This is a genomic window from uncultured Shewanella sp., from assembly GCF_947491715.1.
GTDB lineage: Bacteria > Pseudomonadota > Gammaproteobacteria > Enterobacterales > Shewanellaceae > Shewanella.
Genome location: NZ_CANLKR010000024.1, coordinates 69,716 through 86,853, shown reverse-complemented (window position 1 = coordinate 86,853; position 17,138 = coordinate 69,716). Strand labels below are relative to the sequence as shown.

23 protein-coding genes are annotated in these 17,138 nt (G+C 39.4%); 9 read left to right on the top strand and 14 right to left on the bottom strand.

What is annotated here, in order from left to right; genetic code table 11:
• Positions 1-135 precede the first annotated feature (135 nt).
• From Q0779_RS16185 to Q0779_RS16145, 9 genes are all read left to right on the top strand, one after another.
• Positions 136-288, top strand: a complete 153-nt coding sequence (locus Q0779_RS16185; RefSeq protein WP_298774079.1) for a hypothetical protein — start codon at positions 136-138, stop codon at positions 286-288.
• A gap of 17 nt (positions 289-305) precedes the next feature.
• Entirely contained in the window at positions 306-710 is a 405-nt protein-coding gene (locus Q0779_RS16180) for a hypothetical protein (RefSeq protein ID WP_298774078.1), read from the top strand.
• Positions 700-1,134 carry a hypothetical protein gene (locus Q0779_RS16175; protein WP_298774077.1) on the top strand — a complete coding sequence of 145 codons (435 nt, stop codon included), beginning with the start codon at positions 700-702 and terminating at the stop codon, positions 1,132-1,134. The genes Q0779_RS16180 and Q0779_RS16175 overlap by 11 nt, the downstream gene beginning before the upstream one ends.
• Complete coding sequence (locus tag Q0779_RS16170; protein WP_298774076.1) at positions 1,121-1,972, top strand: hypothetical protein; 852 nt, start codon at positions 1,121-1,123, stop codon at positions 1,970-1,972. Before Q0779_RS16175 ends, Q0779_RS16170 begins: the two co-directional genes overlap by 14 nt.
• A gap of 98 nt (positions 1,973-2,070) precedes the next feature.
• Positions 2,071-2,721, top strand: coding sequence for a type III secretion system export apparatus subunit SctR (gene sctR, locus Q0779_RS16165; protein ID WP_298774075.1), 651 nt, complete (start codon positions 2,071-2,073; stop codon positions 2,719-2,721).
• Between the two features lie 96 nt (positions 2,722-2,817).
• The gene (sctS, locus tag Q0779_RS16160; RefSeq protein ID WP_298774073.1) at positions 2,818-3,090 is read left to right on the top strand and encodes a type III secretion system export apparatus subunit SctS; all 273 of its coding nucleotides are present in this window, start codon (positions 2,818-2,820) and stop codon (positions 3,088-3,090) included.
• Positions 3,091-3,205: 115 nt separating this feature from the next.
• Positions 3,206-3,982 carry a type III secretion system export apparatus subunit SctT gene (gene sctT, locus Q0779_RS16155; RefSeq protein ID WP_298774071.1) on the top strand — a complete coding sequence of 259 codons (777 nt, stop codon included), beginning with the start codon at positions 3,206-3,208 and terminating at the stop codon, positions 3,980-3,982.
• A 9-nt stretch (positions 3,983-3,991) separates the two neighbouring features.
• Entirely contained in the window at positions 3,992-5,041 is a 1,050-nt protein-coding gene (locus Q0779_RS16150) for an EscU/YscU/HrcU family type III secretion system export apparatus switch protein (protein ID WP_298774070.1), read from the top strand.
• 301 nt (positions 5,042-5,342) lie between these two features.
• The gene (locus Q0779_RS16145; RefSeq protein ID WP_298774069.1) at positions 5,343-5,636 is read left to right on the top strand and encodes a hypothetical protein; all 294 of its coding nucleotides are present in this window, start codon (positions 5,343-5,345) and stop codon (positions 5,634-5,636) included.
• Positions 5,637-5,746: 110 nt separating this feature from the next.
• On the opposite strand, the gene Q0779_RS16140 is transcribed toward Q0779_RS16145, so the two are convergent.
• The 14 genes from Q0779_RS16140 to Q0779_RS16075 form a co-directional block, all read right to left on the bottom strand.
• Positions 5,747-7,363 (bottom strand): hypothetical protein, encoded by a 1,617-nt coding sequence (locus Q0779_RS16140; protein WP_298774068.1) that lies wholly within the window; start codon positions 7,361-7,363, stop codon positions 5,747-5,749.
• A 1-nt stretch (position 7,364) separates the two neighbouring features.
• Positions 7,365-7,799 carry a hypothetical protein gene (locus Q0779_RS16135; RefSeq protein WP_298774067.1) on the bottom strand — a complete coding sequence of 145 codons (435 nt, stop codon included), beginning with the start codon at positions 7,797-7,799 and terminating at the stop codon, positions 7,365-7,367.
• Between the two features lie 125 nt (positions 7,800-7,924).
• Positions 7,925-8,308, bottom strand: a complete 384-nt coding sequence (locus tag Q0779_RS16130; RefSeq protein ID WP_298774065.1) for a secretion protein — start codon at positions 8,306-8,308, stop codon at positions 7,925-7,927.
• Positions 8,309-8,370: 62 nt separating this feature from the next.
• Entirely contained in the window at positions 8,371-8,985 is a 615-nt protein-coding gene (locus Q0779_RS16125; protein ID WP_298774064.1) for a hypothetical protein, read from the bottom strand.
• A gap of 35 nt (positions 8,986-9,020) precedes the next feature.
• A complete protein-coding gene (gene sctE, locus Q0779_RS16120; RefSeq protein ID WP_298774063.1) occupies positions 9,021-10,574 on the bottom strand; it encodes a type III secretion system translocon subunit SctE in 1,554 nt (517 codons plus the stop codon).
• Entirely contained in the window at positions 10,571-11,032 is a 462-nt protein-coding gene (locus tag Q0779_RS16115; protein WP_298774062.1) for a CesD/SycD/LcrH family type III secretion system chaperone, read from the bottom strand. Before Q0779_RS16115 ends, sctE begins: the two co-directional genes overlap by 4 nt.
• Before the next feature lie 34 nt (positions 11,033-11,066).
• Positions 11,067-11,645, bottom strand: coding sequence for a secretion protein EspA (locus tag Q0779_RS16110; RefSeq protein WP_298774059.1), 579 nt, complete (start codon positions 11,643-11,645; stop codon positions 11,067-11,069).
• A gap of 20 nt (positions 11,646-11,665) precedes the next feature.
• Positions 11,666-12,259 (bottom strand): secretion protein EspA, encoded by a 594-nt coding sequence (locus Q0779_RS16105; RefSeq protein WP_298774057.1) that lies wholly within the window; start codon positions 12,257-12,259, stop codon positions 11,666-11,668.
• Positions 12,260-12,295: 36 nt separating this feature from the next.
• Positions 12,296-12,982: a secretion protein EspA gene (locus tag Q0779_RS16100; protein WP_298774055.1), complete on the bottom strand. Its 687-nt coding sequence runs from the start codon at positions 12,980-12,982 to the stop codon at positions 12,296-12,298.
• A gap of 68 nt (positions 12,983-13,050) precedes the next feature.
• The gene (locus tag Q0779_RS16095) at positions 13,051-13,446 is read right to left on the bottom strand and encodes a hypothetical protein (protein WP_298774053.1); all 396 of its coding nucleotides are present in this window, start codon (positions 13,444-13,446) and stop codon (positions 13,051-13,053) included.
• Positions 13,447-13,528: 82 nt separating this feature from the next.
• Positions 13,529-13,741 (bottom strand): hypothetical protein, encoded by a 213-nt coding sequence (locus Q0779_RS16090; RefSeq protein WP_298774051.1) that lies wholly within the window; start codon positions 13,739-13,741, stop codon positions 13,529-13,531.
• Between the two features lie 13 nt (positions 13,742-13,754).
• The gene (gene sctD / locus Q0779_RS16085; protein WP_298774050.1) at positions 13,755-14,996 is read right to left on the bottom strand and encodes a type III secretion system inner membrane ring subunit SctD; all 1,242 of its coding nucleotides are present in this window, start codon (positions 14,994-14,996) and stop codon (positions 13,755-13,757) included.
• A gap of 4 nt (positions 14,997-15,000) precedes the next feature.
• Positions 15,001-16,473, bottom strand: a complete 1,473-nt coding sequence (locus tag Q0779_RS16080) for an EscC/YscC/HrcC family type III secretion system outer membrane ring protein (protein ID WP_298774049.1) — start codon at positions 16,471-16,473, stop codon at positions 15,001-15,003.
• Positions 16,474-16,500: 27 nt separating this feature from the next.
• Positions 16,501-16,851, bottom strand: a complete 351-nt coding sequence (locus Q0779_RS16075; RefSeq protein WP_298774048.1) for a hypothetical protein — start codon at positions 16,849-16,851, stop codon at positions 16,501-16,503.
• Between the last annotated feature and the right edge of the window lie 287 nt (positions 16,852-17,138).

Here is a 17,138-nt window from a genome sequence, read left to right as displayed (position 1 = left end):
ACTGATGAAGCGGTAAGAAAAATCAATGATGTCAGAGGCTTTTTTTACAGAAAGTTACAGCAAGATGTCGATGAGCACAGTCCTTTTGAAGACACCATTTCGCTACTTGCTGATGTGGTTCGTTAGGTGTTGGATTTGATTAAGCGGCTTAATGCAATAATTACTGATGAAGCGGTAAGAAAAATCAATGATGTCAGAGGCTTTTTTTACAGAAAGTTACAGCAAGATGTCGATGAGCATAGCCCTTTTGAGGACACCATTTCACTATTCGCTGATGTGGTGAGCTAGGTTAGGGAGTCGAGGGAATGCCAAGCATTGATATTGATGAAGCCGATAAGAAAATGCTGTCTCGCTTAGTGATTATTCGTAAGCAGAAAGAAGATAAATTAAGACGGCTATTGGTTGAACTAGAAGCACAATGTACCAGTATTATGCAGGATATTCGAGAGGTCACTGAGCAAAGAAATGCGGTGTTATTGGCGATACGTGAGCAAACGTTACCTGAAGACAGTTTAACACCGAGTGAATTTGATGATTTTAAATTTGCTTTAGCAAGAAAGTATCAGAAAGAACGGGCATTAGCGCAGTCAATTCTTGAGCATAAAGAACGACTCGCCGATGTCGAGCAAGCGATAGTGAAGTTGAATTTTGATATTCAAAAACTCATAAAAGATCAAGAAAAACTAAAGGTGGTGCTTGATGAGTCATAGTCTGGGTGTCGATAAGGCACATTTCATGCGAGTCATGGCAGTTGAAGAACGAGGGGAGACAGATCCTGAGCTGCGTAATCGCTTTTCACTTTGTATGTCGACATCAAAAGATCTGGATAAACAAGCACGCAGCAGTATCAATAAAGCCGATCTTGATATGTTAAATCAAGAGGGGGGCGTTTTTCGTAAAGGCAGTGCAGAGATCATGCGACAAGGCGATATGTTATGTTATCGCTTGTTGAATGGCCCAATGATGGGGTTAGTGATCCAAGCTAATTACCGTCAAAATAAGGCTGAGATAAAGCTGTTTCCTGCCAATGAACGGCAAGAGAATGCACTCAATAAAGTGGCAAGTAAATTAAGTGAACAATTACAAACACGCCCTATTCCTGTGACATTGGAGGTGAAACGTGTCGGCGAATGAGTTATTGAGTTTAAGTCAATTAATTGGAACGGGATTACAAAGTGAACGTTGTAAAATTGAGCTTGCCCGTTTATCTGGGGAGGGTTTTTTTTGGCCAATGAAAGGGCAATCACAACATGCCGGGGTTTGGTGTCGTCATGCCGATTGGCAAGTGCTGGTTGAAAACTATTCTGGGCTGCCAGAGCCGAGTGATTTACCTGATGAATTACTGGCATGTGTTTCTGCTGTTCTTTTTGAACCTGCTGGTGACTGGCTGGGAGAGCTACTGGAGGTGACGCCAATATCTAAGGTATTGCCTGATGATATATACCCATTGATGACGTTTGATGGCGTGGAGTGTGCTTTATTGAATATCCCCGTTCATTTATATCAAGACATGATAAGTCAATGGTCACCTTTTCGTGGACAAGAGCCCTTAGTGGAGCTGAGTTTAATTGCTGGGTACATTGAGCAATCCAGTGCTGAGATTAAACGCGTGCAAGTGAGTGAAGGGCAGTGGCTCAAAGGGGATGTTAAGCCTGAACAAGGCCAGTCCCTATTATGGTGGGATAGGCCTATTGCTGTGGTATCACTCGATGATATTGATGAAAATGGTATTATCATCGAACAAGTGAGTCATAAATTAGAGTTTATGTATCCGCCTGTTGTTGCCAAGTTGGCGAGCATAAAATTATCTCTTGCTCAAATTGGTAGTATGATGGAAGGGGATCGTTTATCGGGTGACATCAAGATGTACAGTCAAGCACAGCTTGCCCATGGTGCTGATGTCATCGCTATAGGTAAATTGTTGCGCGGGCGTGGAGGGTTGTTAGTTCAAATAGAAGACTATTTAAATTGAGTTGAATCGCCTTCATTTTGTTGATGTCAGGTTTTCACCTGATAGTGCTAAAAACCCAATACCGTCATCATGGCATCTTAGACTAAAGGAGATGCCAGATGGCGATACTCGATCAACCTTTTCAGCTGATAATCTTGTTGTTTGGCTTATCTTTATTGCCGCTGTTTGCTGTAATGGGGACCTCTTTTCTTAAACTTGCGATTGTCTTTGCAATGTTACGAAATGCCTTGGGGATCCAGCAAATTCCGCCGAATATGGCGATTTATGGTTTAGCTTTGGTATTAACTTTATTCACGATGGCGCCTATAGGAATGGCTGTCAACGATAGTCTTGAAGTCTCACCAATAACCCTTGATGATCCTAATTTAATGAGTAAGGTTGATACGCAAGTATTGGTGCCTTATCGTGAGTTTTTAGCGCGTAACACCAGCACAAAACAGTCTTATTTTTTTATTAATGTGGGTCAAAAAATTTGGCCACAGAAATATCATGACATCTTATCAAAAGAGTCATTACTGGTCATGATCCCAGCCTTTGCGTTAAGCCAGCTTATTGAAGCCTTTAAAATCGGCTTATTACTTTATTTGCCCTTTATTGCCATTGATTTAGTGGTATCCAATATTTTATTAGCCATGGGTATGATGATGGTATCACCGATGACTATTTCACTCCCTTTTAAGTTGCTTATCTTCATTTTAATGGGGGGATGGGAAAAGCTGGTGGGGCAGCTAATGATTTCTTTTTCATGACAATTGCTAGATATGGAATTTGGCCAAGGCGTAATGCTGATTGCCCATTGGTTGAAATTAAGTTGGTGAGCTGCAGTTTGATACAACAGGATTGATATGAGTGAAGCATTAATTATTAAATTGACCTCTGAACTGCTTTGGATTGTGCTTTTGCTGTCGTTACCTGTGGTGGTGGTGGCATCTGTGGTTGGTGTGATGGTAAGCCTTGTGCAAGCATTGACTCAAATTCAAGATCAAACCTTGCAGTTTTTGATTAAGTTAGTGGCGGTTTGCATTACGCTGGTGGCTTCTTATCATTGGATGGGTAGTGCTTTATTAAGTTATGCCACGATGACATTTGATCAAATTAGCCACATGCGAGGAGGCTAGTGATTAATTCCATAATGACTCATTTAAATCAGTATCAATGCAGGGGTTTATGGCTTGATGCCGCAATGGCATGGGATGACATGACTCATGTGCGAGGTTATTGATGGATAACCCAATGCAGTACTTACCTGTTGTTGCATTGTGCATGATGCGCCCATTGGGCATGATGTTACTCTTGCCTATCTTCAAGGGCGGAGCAATGAGCAGTACCTTAATTCGTAATGCATTAGTCTTTTTATTTGCGATGCCTGTTATTCCTGTTTTAAGTGACATGCAAGATACTTTGATGCAAGGGGATATGTGGTTTCTCGTCAAACTGTTTACTAAAGAAATTATTATCGGTTTCCTATTAGGCTTTTGCGCGGCGATCCCTTTCTGGGCAATCGATATGGCAGGGTTTGTGATAGATAATATGCGCGGTGCATCGATGGCCACAGTGCTTAACCCGTTAATGAATGTGCAATCTTCTATTTATGGTATTTTGTTTACGCAAGTGCTCACGGTATTGTTCCTTGTCTCTGGCGGTTTTAATGAACTTTTGACGTCTCTTTATCAGTCATATAATCAATTACCTGTTGGATCGGAACTGTTCTTTTCAAGTGATTTACTGGATTTTATTAATAAACAATGGCGACTCATGTCGACGTTGTGCTTAAGCTTTGCGATGCCTGCGATTGTGATCATGATTTTGGTTGATTTAGCATTAGGATTAGTGAACCGCTCTGCTCAACAATTAAACGTCTTCTTTTTAGCGATGCCAATAAAGAGTGGTTTAGTCTTGCTGTTACTGCTGTACAGCATTGATTTTGCTTTATCTCATTATTTACAGCAAATACACGCTTTTGAAAAAGAAATTGGTCAACTATTTATTTTATTTGGTACAGCTCAGTAGCGGGTCGTTATGTCAGAAAAAACAGAGAAACCCACACCTAAGAAAATAAAAGATGCCCGTAAAGAAGGGCAGGTTATTAAGAGCCAAGAAGTGCTGACTGGTATACAAATGGCCGTTATTTTAGGCTATTTTTTTTATAATGGTCGCGAAATGTTTCAAGCCATCATTCAAATGATTGATGTCATGATAAGCAGTGTTAATCTACCGTTAGAACAAGCATCGGGTTTGGTGATTAATGAATTTGTCGATTTGTTTGTTCGCTATGTGGGAGGATTGGGTTTACTGTTAGCCGCGACAACGGTCATATCAACGTTAATTCAAATTGGTCCTTTGATGGCGTCAAAAGCAGTGATGCCCAGCTTTAAAAAGCTAAATGTGTTGCAAAATGCGAAGCAGTTAGTGTCGTTTAAAAGTTTATTTGAGTTTGCTAAAAACTTAACGAAAGTGATCGTGCTGAGCTGTGTATTTTATTATCTTTTACATCAATATGTTAATTCATTTCAATATTTACCTTTGTGTGGTGAGACCTGTGGATTAATGGTGACGTTTCAGATGGGCACTTGGCTGTGGATGAGTTTTATTGCTTGTTATTTAGTGTTTGCTTTGGCGGATTATGGTTTTCAGCGTTTTACGGTAATGAAGCAGTTGAGAATGTCTAAGGAAGATACTAAGCAAGAGCATAAAAATGCCGAAGGGAATGCGGAAATGAAGCATAAGCGTAAGGAGGTAGGACGAGAAATTAACAGCGGCGCCGCAGGCAATGTCAAGGCCGCGACCGCTGTGGTGCGAAACCCGACTCATTTTGCGGTCTGTATTTATTATAAAGAAGGGGAAACCCCTTTGCCTAAAGTGACAGAAAAGGCTAAAGATCATATGGCACTGCATATTATCAAAATGGCTGAAAAGGCAGGGGTACCAATAGTGGAAAATGTGCCTTTGGCTAGGGCCTTGTATAAAGAGGTGAAACCGGGTGATGTGATCCCCGAAAGCCTGTTTGAACCTGTCGCCGATTTACTGCGTTTTGTGATGGATGTGGATTATGATGAGGAGCCTAATTAATGTGAATTAAAGTGATTTTATTTTTGTTTTATGTAGGACACTGATGGTTAATTTGTCATTTATTTGTTTTTTTATCTTGTTTAATTAATAGCCAATTTGAAATTTTATTGGTTTTATTTTTACTTTTCATTTTAACAGTCTGATTTTAAATTTTTATTTCCTCCTGTCAGTTTTCTCTTTTTTTAGCTTCTTTGGTGTTATTGGGTATAGTGAATTGTCTTGTATTCATTCATTTTTGAGTGGATGCTTTTCAGTCTTATTGCTTCATTTTTAATATTAAGAGTCAGAGAAGGAGAGTGTTATGTCAGATGAAATTGCTTTTCGTATTCAGCTAGGCCTTATTCTACCTAAGTTACAAGCCGCGATAAAAGAGGATTTGTTGGCGATTAGTCAAGAGTTGATGACGGTTATCCAAGCGGGCTCCCTTGATGATCAAACGGTAGAGATCGGTGATATCAAGGCTATTCTAATGAAAGATCTAGATATCTTTGTCGATAGAGACATCATGCCGCCACTTGATGCGATTTTAAATCCGCCTGTTGAAGAGGCAACAGCTGAAGAAGCTGGTGGTAAGGACATTGAAAATGAAGCGTAAGTGACTTTTTTAGCAAAAGTAGTTCATAAAATTAGCCATCAGTTGATGGCTAATTTTTGTTTATGACAGATGTCATTTACCCAATCGGAAAGTGATAAAGGTGCCTGTCATTATGCTTTACCTAGAGGACCAATGCCTATGAATGAGAACATGCCTCCAGCGCCAAGAATGCCTCTAAAGTCTCCAGAGGCAAACATATTACCAGGTACACCAGTATTGTTTGCCGATGTATGACGAGTTTCGGCTTCCTGAACGACTTGCTTGAAAATGGCTTTATCGTCAGGATTGGTAAAGTCGAGCAGTTCATATTTATTCTCACCATTTTTGGCATTTTTAATTTCCAAAGCTTGGATCATCATATCGGCAATGGTGCCTCTGTCTTTATTGCTCTTACAACCTTCAGATACAGACATGCCTGCTGCGTCAGCGGTTTTCATCATGAGCGCGGAAAGCATCAGTCCGTCAGTACCGCTAGGTATTTGAGGAGGATTTTGCTTCAAACCGTCATAGATTTTGTCTCGAAGATATAATGTCGCTTGATATAGTGAGTTTTCTTGAGGGGAGATATCATTTTTTTCCATCAATTCTTTAAATTTTTGTAGATTATTATTAATTCCATCTTTTGCTGCGGCCCATTCATTAATTGAAGCTTCTTTGTTCTGGCTGGCCTTGTATTGGCAATAGCCTAGTGCACCTAAACACAATGGTGGAATAACAGATATTAACCCGAGAAGTGCTAAGGCTTTTTGCTTTATTGTTGAATCAAGAAAGTTTGTTGTCCAAGCATTGGTGGAAGTAATGAGTCCCATTTCGTAGAGGTTGCCAGCATTAATTTTGTTTTTATTAATGGGAATAGTACAACTGATAATTTTCCCTGCTTTACGATCTTCGTTGGCATTTTGGATGGTATTATTGTGGTCATCCAAATAGTCTTTATTCTCTATTGGATTCATTAAACGTAAGTCAAAGTGGTGCCCCCCAGCATTTTTACCCGTGCGCTGTTGCATTATATCGACTTGTTGACTGAAGGTGCTTCCTTGACCAGGTTGTAAATAACCCATACGGCCAAAATGAAATTCCTTTCCTGCGACTTGTACCTCACGCATCATTGGATTACTAAGGAAAGGTTTTTCCATGTTATTTTTGTTTTCAAGCTTACCAGTCGCTTTACCTGCCAAGCTGGTAATACCAGTTCCCCAAGGAGATGTCGTACTGGTAATGCTAGACTTATTTATCGTTTCACGTGTTGAGACTGAGTGTGGTTTGACATTAAATTCAAATGAAAGGTTTTTTCCTTTAAGTTCAATGTTGTTACCTGGGCTTAATTTTCCTTTTCCTGATTTAATTGCTTCTCGAAGTTCATCACCCTCTTTTCTTGTTAGGTTTTCTTTGGAAAGTTTGTTTTCATTAATTGGAGCTGATAGTGTTGCTCTAATTGTTTTGGCGTAATTGTATACAATTTGTGCAGTGCTTTGATATTTTGTACCTTTAACCTCACCCTTTTCGATATCTGGCAGAGTTAAAATAGTGGTCGTGATGACCTTTTTTTGTTCCTTTTTATCGAGCCCGGATAGTTCTTGACTTAGATTATCTTGAGCAAATTTTTGTACAAGGGCTAAATCTTTTTTGTATTCACTTTTTGAAGTAGCAGTTACCTGGCCTAAATCATCGGCATAGGGGTTAATTCCTAATGTTTGGGGTTGTGCTGCATTTATCTCTATTGGCATGTTATGCCCTCTTTAGTGTTTCTAGTTGACGGGAAATCAGTGTGAGTTCTGTAATGTAATTTTCGTAAATATTGATTAGATCAGGTAGCTCTATGGCTTGAAGGTTAAATTGACTTTGCGCCATAATATGAGTGTTGCCATCCTGATCGGTATTAAGGGCATATTGAATACATGATTGTTGGTTAAACTGATTTCGTGTCATAAAGAAACGTAAAACCTCTTCATCGATGGTTGAATCTAAAGAGACCTTACTGAGCAAAATGCCAGTGTTCTGGTTGAGTGGCATCAGAACAAGCGGGGTTGCTTCTTCGCCGGGTAAGGAGAGGGCAAGATCATACATATCACTGCGTTGATAGGGCAATGATTGGTGTTTGAAAAAAGCTTCAGCTAATATATGGAAAGCTTGGTTGGTTTGTAGGTTAATGATGTTACTCATACTATTTCCTGCGGTTATTCATTGTTAAGGTGGCTCATCACTTTTTATCATAAAAATTTTTTCGACTTTGAGTCACAATTTTATTGTTATTTATGCTTATGTATGGGTGTAATTTTTTACTCTGTTCAGTAAACGAGCCAATTATCGCCATCAATCATTCTTTCTTTACCGCCTTGTAACAGAAATTGTTTTCTAAAGGTTTGTCGAGTGAGTCTTTCTTCGGGCAAGCCGCCATCCTCTAGAATTAATCCTCTGATTTCATTGATCTCCTTTATATCTCGGCGCAGTACGCGTATTTTATTGATAAATTGAGAGACGGCGCTGCTAATGCCGACAGGATCGCCTTTACTTTTAAATTCACAAAAAATGAGCACATCTTTTTCAACTCGATAAACTAATGACCACATTGGATGTTCCCAGCGCTGCCCCCAATGGAGAGCACTGTTTTTGAAATAATCATCTGTAGTTTTAATGCCTTGGCGGGCGAGGTAACGTGTTACAGGATCCATGATGTTTTTTCCTCAAGAGAGCCAATGATATTCATTGGCTCATTAAATGGAATGAAGTGGACTTAACGAATATTCACTGAGCTGTCCATCTTGGCTTTTACTTCCACTAAATCTTTGGTGAGTGATTGTAATTGCTGACGAACTTGTTGAATAAGATCCCTTAGTTCACTGATATTTTTAGCGTATTGTTGCGCACCCGTCATAATTAGATCGCCATCAGCCCTTTTCTTATCGGCATTTTTGGTGTCTTCAGCGAGATCCAGCTTTAAACCGCCTTCTGTGACTTTCCCACCAGCGTCTAAAAGAGCCGAAGTTGATTTTGATATATGTTGGGTCATTGAACTACTGCTTGCTCCACCTATTGCTCCAATAGTGGAACCTACCACTGATAAAGCACCTGAGCCTATTGTGGCCCAAGCGCCTTTTATCGCAGCATCATAGGCATCATCTATTCCAGCTTTCTTTTCTTTTATCCCTGCCATTTGGATTTCCCAGCCTAAATCACTTTGAGATTGGCTGTACTCTTGCATCATATTGCGAAGTTCTTCTAATAAATCTTGCATTTGCACCATGATTTCATTGATCATTGCAATAGCATTCATGCCAGTGCTGTAGCCACCGTAGCTAATGCCACTGGTGTGATCGGGAGATTGACTTGTATCGATAGGGGTTGTCATATGATTGACCTCTTAATAAGTGTTATTAAAATAAATTAAACTGTGGTACTGGCTATTTTGGCTTGTAAGCTACCGGATTCCATAATGCTTTGAGAGCCGCTACTTAGGGTATCGCCTTGTTTACTCACAGCCTCTTCTAACATTTTGGTTTGGTACTTTTTCATATCGTCAAACCATTGATAGCACCATTGCAGAAAATCCTGTTCAAGAATGAGCTCATCAATTTTTTTCTGCAGTTCCGCACGCTCCATATCGATAGCGCCTGTGGTGACTTTTGCTACGCCCGATGCCGTACCTTGAAGGGTAGCGAATACGACTGATGTGGCAGCTGTGATAGCGAGTTTGGTCATACCAGCAGCGGCTTCTTTTACAGCTAGCTTAGTAATTTCTTGAGTGGTCATAACGATGCCTTGTTCCACGGCTTTGTTGATGGCAACTTTAGCTGCTTCCTCTACGGCTTCTCGTACTACCCTTTTAATGGCTTCTTGCACTAATTCTTGAGTGATTTCTTCTGCAAATTCTTGGCCTATTTTTTTAGCCATGGCTTTGGCTACCTCAGTGGCAACGGCTTTTGGCATTTCGGTGGCAACTTGCTGAGCAACTTGTTGGGCGACTTGTTGAGCTACATTTTCTGCAATAGCTTTTGAAGCTTGGGTTGCTGCTTCTTTTGCTGCTGCTTGTGTCGCAGCTGAAGCGCCGTGTGCTGCGGCGGCAGTTGTTGCTTCTTGGGCTATTAGAGGAGCAGCTTGAGTCATTGCGGTTTGGGTGGCTGTTGTGGCACTACGAGCGGCATAAATGGCTTTTCCAGCTTGGAATAAGTCGACAACGGCAGCGGTGATTTCCATGGCCAGTTGCACTTTTCCGGCAATATCGGCTACTTTTTTGAGTTTCTCGATGTCTTTATCATCCAGTCCGAGCTCATCAGCCATGAGAATAAGGGTTTCTGCCGTGGCTTTAACCATACCCGCAAGGCCTGCCATGATGTAAGCTCCGCCAGCGGCGCCTGCGACCACATCGCCCGTAGCGATGGCACCCGCGACTTTAACCGCGCCATAAATGACCTCTGCTGTGGCAATGGCCCAATCAAAGACCACTTGGATTATGCCACCTTTTTTGGCCTTATCAGCGGCTTCAATATTTGCAGCTAATTGCTCTTGAAAGTCTTTGACTTGCTGATTTTTTAAGAAAGTTTGTGTTTCGGTCTGTATTTTCATGGTTTTCGCAGCAGCTTCTGCGGAATTAGAAAACGTAGCTAGCCCCAAGTTTGTGGCCATGAGCATCATGCTATCCATGGAGGTCTTTTCTAAAATAGACAGACTCATGGATATTTTTGACGGCTGAGCATCTGGATCGGTGTTATCGGCTTGATCGATTAATGCATTAAACTGCCTGAAAATATTTTGTAGCGCTTGCTCAGCTTGTTTCATGCTGACATTGGCATTTTTCTGGGTTTGTTGCTGGACTCCAGCATTAGAGTTGTTTTGCCAAGTCGGCAGCCCTGCTTTTGTTGCAGCTTGTGTTTGATCAACCCCATTAATGAATGCGGGATTAACTATGTTACTGGTATCATTTTGAACACTGGTTGTCATTGTGTCGCCCCTTTTATAGTTTTAAGCTGATTTTCAACATCTTTTTTAATATCGGCATACTGAGCATGGCTGTGGCACCAAATAACGGCGGACTCAAGGGCATTTTGGGCACTTTTTAAGTTACCTAATTGGATATAACTCAGGGCCGCTCGATAGGCGCTAAATGGCTTATCGACTTCAATGGTTCCTGCGCGCCCAAAACAAAAAATGGCTTCTTCATGGGCGCCTGTTTGTTGGTAACAGATCCCAAGGTTAAAGTTATAATCATAACTCCAGTGATCTAGGCGCATAAGTAAATACAAGATGCGCTTCGCTGCTTCAAAATCATTGCAACTCATGAGTTGTAATGCATATTGATATAAGGTACTTAAGTCTTGTGGATTGGTATCGGCTAGCATGGTCAGTGAGCCTCCACGTTTTAAAAATTGCTGTAAAGTATCGAATTCTTGTTGTTGCATAAACGCCTCTAATGTTGCTTTTCTAGTGAGCCTATTAACGTATATTTTGTGCAATGGACTTATTCATATCAGCAAGTAAAGTCTGCATACTGTTAATTAAGCTCACAGTGACATTGTAAGTTTGCATGAGTTTTTGTAGCTGTAATTGTGATTGCGATACATAATCAGAGGCTTGATTTGATACGGTTTCTAGTGAGGCTTTTACGGCTTGCAGTTCACCTTGGTCTAATTTTTTTGCTGTTGCTCCCGTTGAGTCTGTAACACCAAGGTAATCGTCGATGGTTTTGCCTTCGATGGTGATGTTGTTGTCTTTCATGTACTGATAAGTTTCAGCATCAATGCTCGCTTTACCTTTGTCGCCATCTTTTGCTGCTGTTGCGATAGCGCTATCAACGCGGTTGGCATAACTTTGTGCCTCACGGGTAATATCAGACTGTGCTTGCATATCGGCGTACATGGAATCGGCCATTTCAGAGAGTAAGTTCATGAACATATAAAGTACGGCGATACCACCAGATAATACATTGTCGCCTTGACGGGAAATGTAATTTTGCTGGTAATCTGTTCTGTCTTGATCGCGAATAGTATGAGTGCTACCTATTGTGGTTGACATAATGAGTCCTTTAAAAATGATTAACGAATATTTTGCGCGATAGACTTGTTCATATCGGCCAGTAATGTTTGCATGCTATTAATTAAACTCACAGTAACGTTATAAGTTTGCATGAGTTTTTGCAGTTGCAGTTGAGATTGCGAGACGTAATCAGAAGCTTGGTTTGATACGGTTTCTAAAGAGGCTTTAATGGCTTGCAGTTCGCCCTGATCTTGCTTAAGCTCGCTCAATTTAGTTTCTGTCATTAAACCGTTAGATTGGGGATAACCTAAATAATCATTAATAGGCTGTCCTTCAACGGTAATGTTATTTTCATACATATATTGATATGTATCATAATCAATAGCGGATGAACCTTTGTCGCCCTTTTTAGCTGCTTCCGCTATAGCGCTATCAACGCGGTTGGCATAACTTTGTGCCTCACGGGTAATATCAGACTGTGCTTGCATATCGGCGTACATAGAATCAGCCATCTCAGAGAGCAAATTCATAAACATATAAAGCACAGCAATACCGCCAGATAATACATTATCTCCTTGACGAGCAATGTAGTTTTGTTGGTAACTGGTTCTGTTTTGATCTTGTATTGAGTGTGTATTATTGACTGCTGACATAGATGCTCCTAATGAATCGATAGTTGACTTATTTAATTAGCGAATATTCTGGGCGATGGATTTATTCATATCAGCCATTAATGTCTGCATACTGTTAATTAAACTCACAGTAACGTTATAAGTTTGCATGAGTTTTTGAAGTTGTAATTGAGATTGGGAGACATAATCAGAAGCTTGATTGGATACGGTCTCTAATGCCGCTTTGACTGCTTGAAGCTCACCTTGGTCGAGTGCTTTTTGTCCTTCTGGATAGGTGATAGTCTCTGTTTTTTCGACAAAAAGTGTTTCCCATCTTAAATCTTTTGTTAAACGGCCGTCTTGAACCATGGAGCGTTGGGGGACAATGGTTGTGATTTCTTCATCAGGCTGAGTCGCGTAATCTTTAATGCTTTGACCTTCAACAGTAATGTTATTATCTAACATATACTGATAAACATCGTCTGAGAGGACCTCAGTGCCATCTGTCTTTTTAGCGACATTTGCGATTTGGCTATCAACTTTGTTAGCCATACTTTGCGCTTCACGAGTAATATCAGATTTATCTTGCATTTTCTGATACTGCATATCTGCCATTTCAGATAAAAGATTTAAAAACATATATAAAACGGCAATACCTTTTGAGAACATAGGATCGCCGCGGCTTGCTATTTGGAATTTAGCAGCGTCAGAACGGTCCTTATCAATAATACTGATATGTCCACTTTTATGGGGTTCGATTGCCATTATTATTCTCAACTGTTAAGTAGTTTTACAATCCGATTGTTATTATTTGCAATAACGTTATTGCTTATTCAGCAAAATGATTTTATTTTTTTGCGTTTGGGTTTATTGATGACGTCTTCATTTTTTTCACTATTTGTTTCTTGTACTTTTTTATTGCTCTTGAGTGATTTAGTGTTTTTTTCTACTTCTTGAAATTGATTTTTTATTGTTTTAAAGTTTTTTTCTATTGCTTTTGCTTTTCCAAGTATTTGTTGTTGTTGCTGTGAAAAACCATTTGGAAAAGCTTGCGTTAAATTTGTTACTTTACGAATAGAAGCTGCATCACCACTTGTTGCACGTCGATTTAAGTGTTGAATCTCTTTTTGCAGTAGTTCAAATTCATCAAAGTGTTTTGTTAATTCTTTCTTGCGTTGTTCGAGATCTCTCATCATGGCTTTTAAATCTTCAGGGGTAGATGTGTTCATACTTTTCTCCTATATGATGGTTAAATAGTATTCTTTTTATAGGCTATTTATATCGAAAAATGAGTTTACTGCTTTAATCTGGTTAGACCAGTCTGTTGTTTTGTTGTTTTCGATAGCGTGAATCTAAAGTGTTAATGATTTTTTCTGCAGCGTTAATGGCTTCATACCAAGTTTCATGATGTATGTTTTTTTGTTGTGACATATTGAGCGTGAGTTGATTGAGTTGTTCGCAATAAATTGTTCTTGCATGTTCATTTTTTTTTATTTTTTCTTCTAAAGAAGTAATGCTTGGCATGTGAGATCCTTGGTTAAAAAATGAAAGGAACATGAATGACTTCACCTTTATTGGTAAGGTCAATGCCATATTCATCAATAAAATTGATAATATATCCATTATCAAGTCGTGTTTTTTTCCATAGCCTGTCTCCGTTAGCTAGCTCTATATAAGGAGAAGAACTGTTTCCGCCGATACTGACAATCTCTGAAGGTAATAATTTGTTTAATTCATCGTGTATCGGAATATTAAGAAACTGAATTTGATATGTACTTGGATGACTTGTTTTAATTTGTGTAATGATATGATTGATGGCCGTTTCAATTTGATCATTAACTTGACCAGTAACTCGAATTGTTTCATTGGCCCGAGTGATCATGATCCCTTCTAATAAATGTTTATTTCTGAGTTTCTCAATGAGAACTTTCACCTGGTTACTCGCTTGGTTAGTGACTTTCCACTCTTTCAACCCATTGATATTTTTTAGCATTTTTGCTGTTCTATCCCATTGCTCACCAGATTGAATGGCGCCAGAAATGTTGATTTTTCCAGGGATCGTTTTGTTTGGGGTCACTTGTAAATTGGTATAATGGTTTTCTGTTAATATCATTCTGACATTGTTCAGTAACTGCTTGATATAAACAGCATCTTGTATTAATCGAATATTTTTTGTTTTGAGTGATTCTGTGAATGCGTTAAACTTTTGAGTATCATCATAATATCCTGATATAGTGACTTGCGTGTCAGAGGACCAATCGGTAGTAATATGGGGGAGTCCATATTGAGATACTTGTCCATTTGTCCATTGTTGTATGGTTTTTTTAGGTTCTTTTTCGGGTGCAGCTAATGTGATCATGTAAGCGATTAATAAAGAGATAATGAGTGCTACGATGAGTAAGCCCCAATGGATTTTATGAGTTTGTTGGGACTTTGTTTTGGCTGTTTTTTTTATTTTAACGACTTGTGTCGAAGGGAGTTCAGAAATCGCTATTGGCTCATCAATGGGCGCGATAGCAAAAGCAACACCAGCCACTTCAATGGCTTTATGATAAGGTAAGGCCGATTCAAATGTGCTTTCTTCAGCATCAATATGCCCTGATACATGAGAATGTAGCTTAATATCAGTCTCATTGATATTAAGTGTAATTTCGTCTGTGCCATCTAAGTTTGCTAATATGTCACCATCATGACCTATGGTTAATTGACCTGAGGGTAATTGTAACTCGCGTCCTTTTAATGGCCCATTAAGCCAGAGTAATTTGTACTGTAACGCCATATTATTAATCTCTGAGGCTGATTGGCTGAGCTTTGATTAAGAAAATACGGATCACTCTCTGTATATTTCTTTCTTCGCTTCTAAAAAGCCCACCTATGAGGGGTAAGTCTCCAAGAAAAGGGACTTTATTGTTGACGAGTTCATCTTTATCTTGAACAAAACCACCGATTAATAAACTTTGCCCTGATTTGAGTTTGGCTTGAGTCGCAATTTCTGAACTGGCGACCTGAGGTAAGGGCTCAGCACTACTGATAGAAGAAGTTTGTTGTCCATCTTCAATATTAAGAGATAACATGACTTTTTCTTGATTATCTTCTTCAAGTAAGCGTGGTGTGACTCTTAACAAGGATCCTGTTGTTACGGATTCTAGACTGGCAACATCCCGGCTTTGTACTTTTGTATAGAAAGTGATATTTCTATCGAGTACGGCTTGTACATTATCTAAAGTTACAATAGAGGGACGAGATAGAATTTTGGCTTTAGATGTTTTTTCTAACGCATTTATTTCCATCATAAAATCGCCGGTGTCACTGATAATGGTTGATACACTAGTGCTGGCACTAGCGGCGGTATTATTAAATGAAACGCTTCCTGCAGAGGCTGACCAGTCGATGCCAAGTTGTTTAAAATCAGAAGCATTGATGTCGATAATAGAAACGGAAATTTCTATCATGGGAGTAGGTGTGTCTAATTGCTGGATCAGGTTCCTGTAAGAGGCAATTTCAGCTGCCGTTCCTTTGACAATGACGGCGTTTTTGCGTTGATCAGCTGAAAAAGCCGTTCTTTTACTGTGAATTGCTTCTGCAGAATTTGTGCCCAGCGGATTACTATTCATATTGTTTGTCATTTCTTTGAGGATCGAAACGACTCCTGGAACGGTGACATTTTGATTTCTATACTCGTAAACCGTGTCATTCGCTGAAGCATATTTTAGCGGAAATAGGCCGATTTCAGGACGGGTTTGGTATTGTTCTGTCACATTGGCATCTAATTGTCTTGTGAGTTTTGATACTCGGCTTAAACATTCAGGCACTCCCCATACTTCAATGGCGTGAATACCTGGTGCAGAGTTAATGCTACAAACATCATCGTCGAGTATTTGCGCATTAGATAAATATTGTTTGATCCTTTCTGGGGTCAGGGTATTGAGAGGGATCAGCGTATTACTGAGTTCGTGAACCTTATTGGCATAGAGTACACCATTAACGTAGTACCAGCTTATTCCATAGCGACTCAGTTCAGCTAGAATTTCTTCAGGCGTTTGATGACGAATTTTACCGCTAAATTGATCTGTGACTTGATCACTCACCACCACAGGGACATTATAATTTCTAGCAAAGTCTCGAATAACTGACGCTAAAGGTGTACCTCGGCTAAAGAGCATGAAGGGTTCGCCTTGCCAATTAATATCGGTTAACGGGGCGGCTTGAACTAAGCAGGAATAAAAGATCAGGAGACTAGCAATTATTTTTTTCATATTGTTTCCCTTGTGAAATAAGAAGGGTTAATCAATTAATCCATTTTCGAGAAAACGACCGAGTGCAAGGTGTTTGATACTTCTTTGTTCAAGTTCTTCATCATCATGATGAATATCGTAATAATGCCAAAGCATCCAATTGTCATTACGGTATTCAAGTGCAGTATCGTGGCTTTCTTTGCTTGCGACGAGCAATAGAGTGGCTTGTGTGGCCCATAGAGGAAGATTCGCTGTATTTGGCGTTAATATAATACCGATAGATGCAGCTGTTTTTTTATCGATGAGTATGGCTTCTTTATCAGCCAAAAATGCTTTCTTTTGAGAATATTCATTTTTCTCTACTCGTAAAATACCAGTATTAATAAGCCGATTAATCATTCTTTATCTCATGATAACGTTTTTATAGGCTTAGTATGTGATGAAATGGTTTTAAGACCTATCAGGTGAACACCTTAGCTCGATAAATTGTGAAATTTTAGGTTTTATTGAGTGGTATGACTATTATACAATAGTCATGCTAAATATTGAGGAGATTGAAGGAAAAATGGTAGATAATACAAAAAATGTAAGAGGTGAAATTAAACAATTTTTTTAAGGTGTTGACTAATTGATATTTTTTTAACCTATTTTAGTTTTGTTTTTACTATGTTATTTGTTATTTGTTA

Bases quoted from the DNA above. Each gene is read 5' to 3' on its own strand.
- Q0779_RS16110 (WP_298774059.1), bottom strand. From the start codon at position 11,645: ATGTCAACCACAATAGGTAGCACTCATACTATTCGCGATCAAGACAGA.
- Q0779_RS16090 (WP_298774051.1), bottom strand. From the start codon at position 13,741: ATGCCAAGCATTACTTCTTTAGAAGAAAAAATAAAAAAAAATGAACAT.
- Q0779_RS16135 (WP_298774067.1), bottom strand. From the start codon at position 7,799: ATGAGTAACATCATTAACCTACAAACCAACCAAGCTTTCCATATATTA.
- Q0779_RS16080 (WP_298774049.1), bottom strand. From the start codon at position 16,473: ATGAAAAAAATAATTGCTAGTCTCCTGATCTTTTATTCCTGCTTAGTT.
- Q0779_RS16175 (WP_298774077.1), top strand. From the start codon at position 700: ATGAGTCATAGTCTGGGTGTCGATAAGGCACATTTCATGCGAGTCATG.
- Q0779_RS16075 (WP_298774048.1), bottom strand. From the start codon at position 16,851: ATGATTAATCGGCTTATTAATACTGGTATTTTACGAGTAGAGAAAAAT.
- Q0779_RS16180 (WP_298774078.1), top strand. From the start codon at position 306: ATGCCAAGCATTGATATTGATGAAGCCGATAAGAAAATGCTGTCTCGC.
- Q0779_RS16130 (WP_298774065.1), bottom strand. From the start codon at position 8,308: ATGGATCCTGTAACACGTTACCTCGCCCGCCAAGGCATTAAAACTACA.
- sctS (WP_298774073.1), top strand. From the start codon at position 2,818: ATGAGTGAAGCATTAATTATTAAATTGACCTCTGAACTGCTTTGGATT.
- sctD (WP_298774050.1), bottom strand. From the start codon at position 14,996: ATGGCGTTACAGTACAAATTACTCTGGCTTAATGGGCCATTAAAAGGA.
- sctT (WP_298774071.1), top strand. From the start codon at position 3,206: ATGCAGTACTTACCTGTTGTTGCATTGTGCATGATGCGCCCATTGGGC.
- Q0779_RS16140 (WP_298774068.1), bottom strand. From the start codon at position 7,363: ATGCCAATAGAGATAAATGCAGCACAACCCCAAACATTAGGAATTAAC.
- Q0779_RS16125 (WP_298774064.1), bottom strand. From the start codon at position 8,985: ATGACAACCCCTATCGATACAAGTCAATCTCCCGATCACACCAGTGGC.
- Q0779_RS16105 (WP_298774057.1), bottom strand. From the start codon at position 12,259: ATGTCAGCAGTCAATAATACACACTCAATACAAGATCAAAACAGAACC.
- Q0779_RS16100 (WP_298774055.1), bottom strand. From the start codon at position 12,982: ATGGCAATCGAACCCCATAAAAGTGGACATATCAGTATTATTGATAAG.
- sctE (WP_298774063.1), bottom strand. From the start codon at position 10,574: ATGACAACCAGTGTTCAAAATGATACCAGTAACATAGTTAATCCCGCA.
- Q0779_RS16145 (WP_298774069.1), top strand. From the start codon at position 5,343: ATGTCAGATGAAATTGCTTTTCGTATTCAGCTAGGCCTTATTCTACCT.
- sctR (WP_298774075.1), top strand. From the start codon at position 2,071: ATGGCGATACTCGATCAACCTTTTCAGCTGATAATCTTGTTGTTTGGC.
- Q0779_RS16115 (WP_298774062.1), bottom strand. From the start codon at position 11,032: ATGCAACAACAAGAATTCGATACTTTACAGCAATTTTTAAAACGTGGA.
- Q0779_RS16150 (WP_298774070.1), top strand. From the start codon at position 3,992: ATGTCAGAAAAAACAGAGAAACCCACACCTAAGAAAATAAAAGATGCC.
- Q0779_RS16095 (WP_298774053.1), bottom strand. From the start codon at position 13,446: ATGAACACATCTACCCCTGAAGATTTAAAAGCCATGATGAGAGATCTC.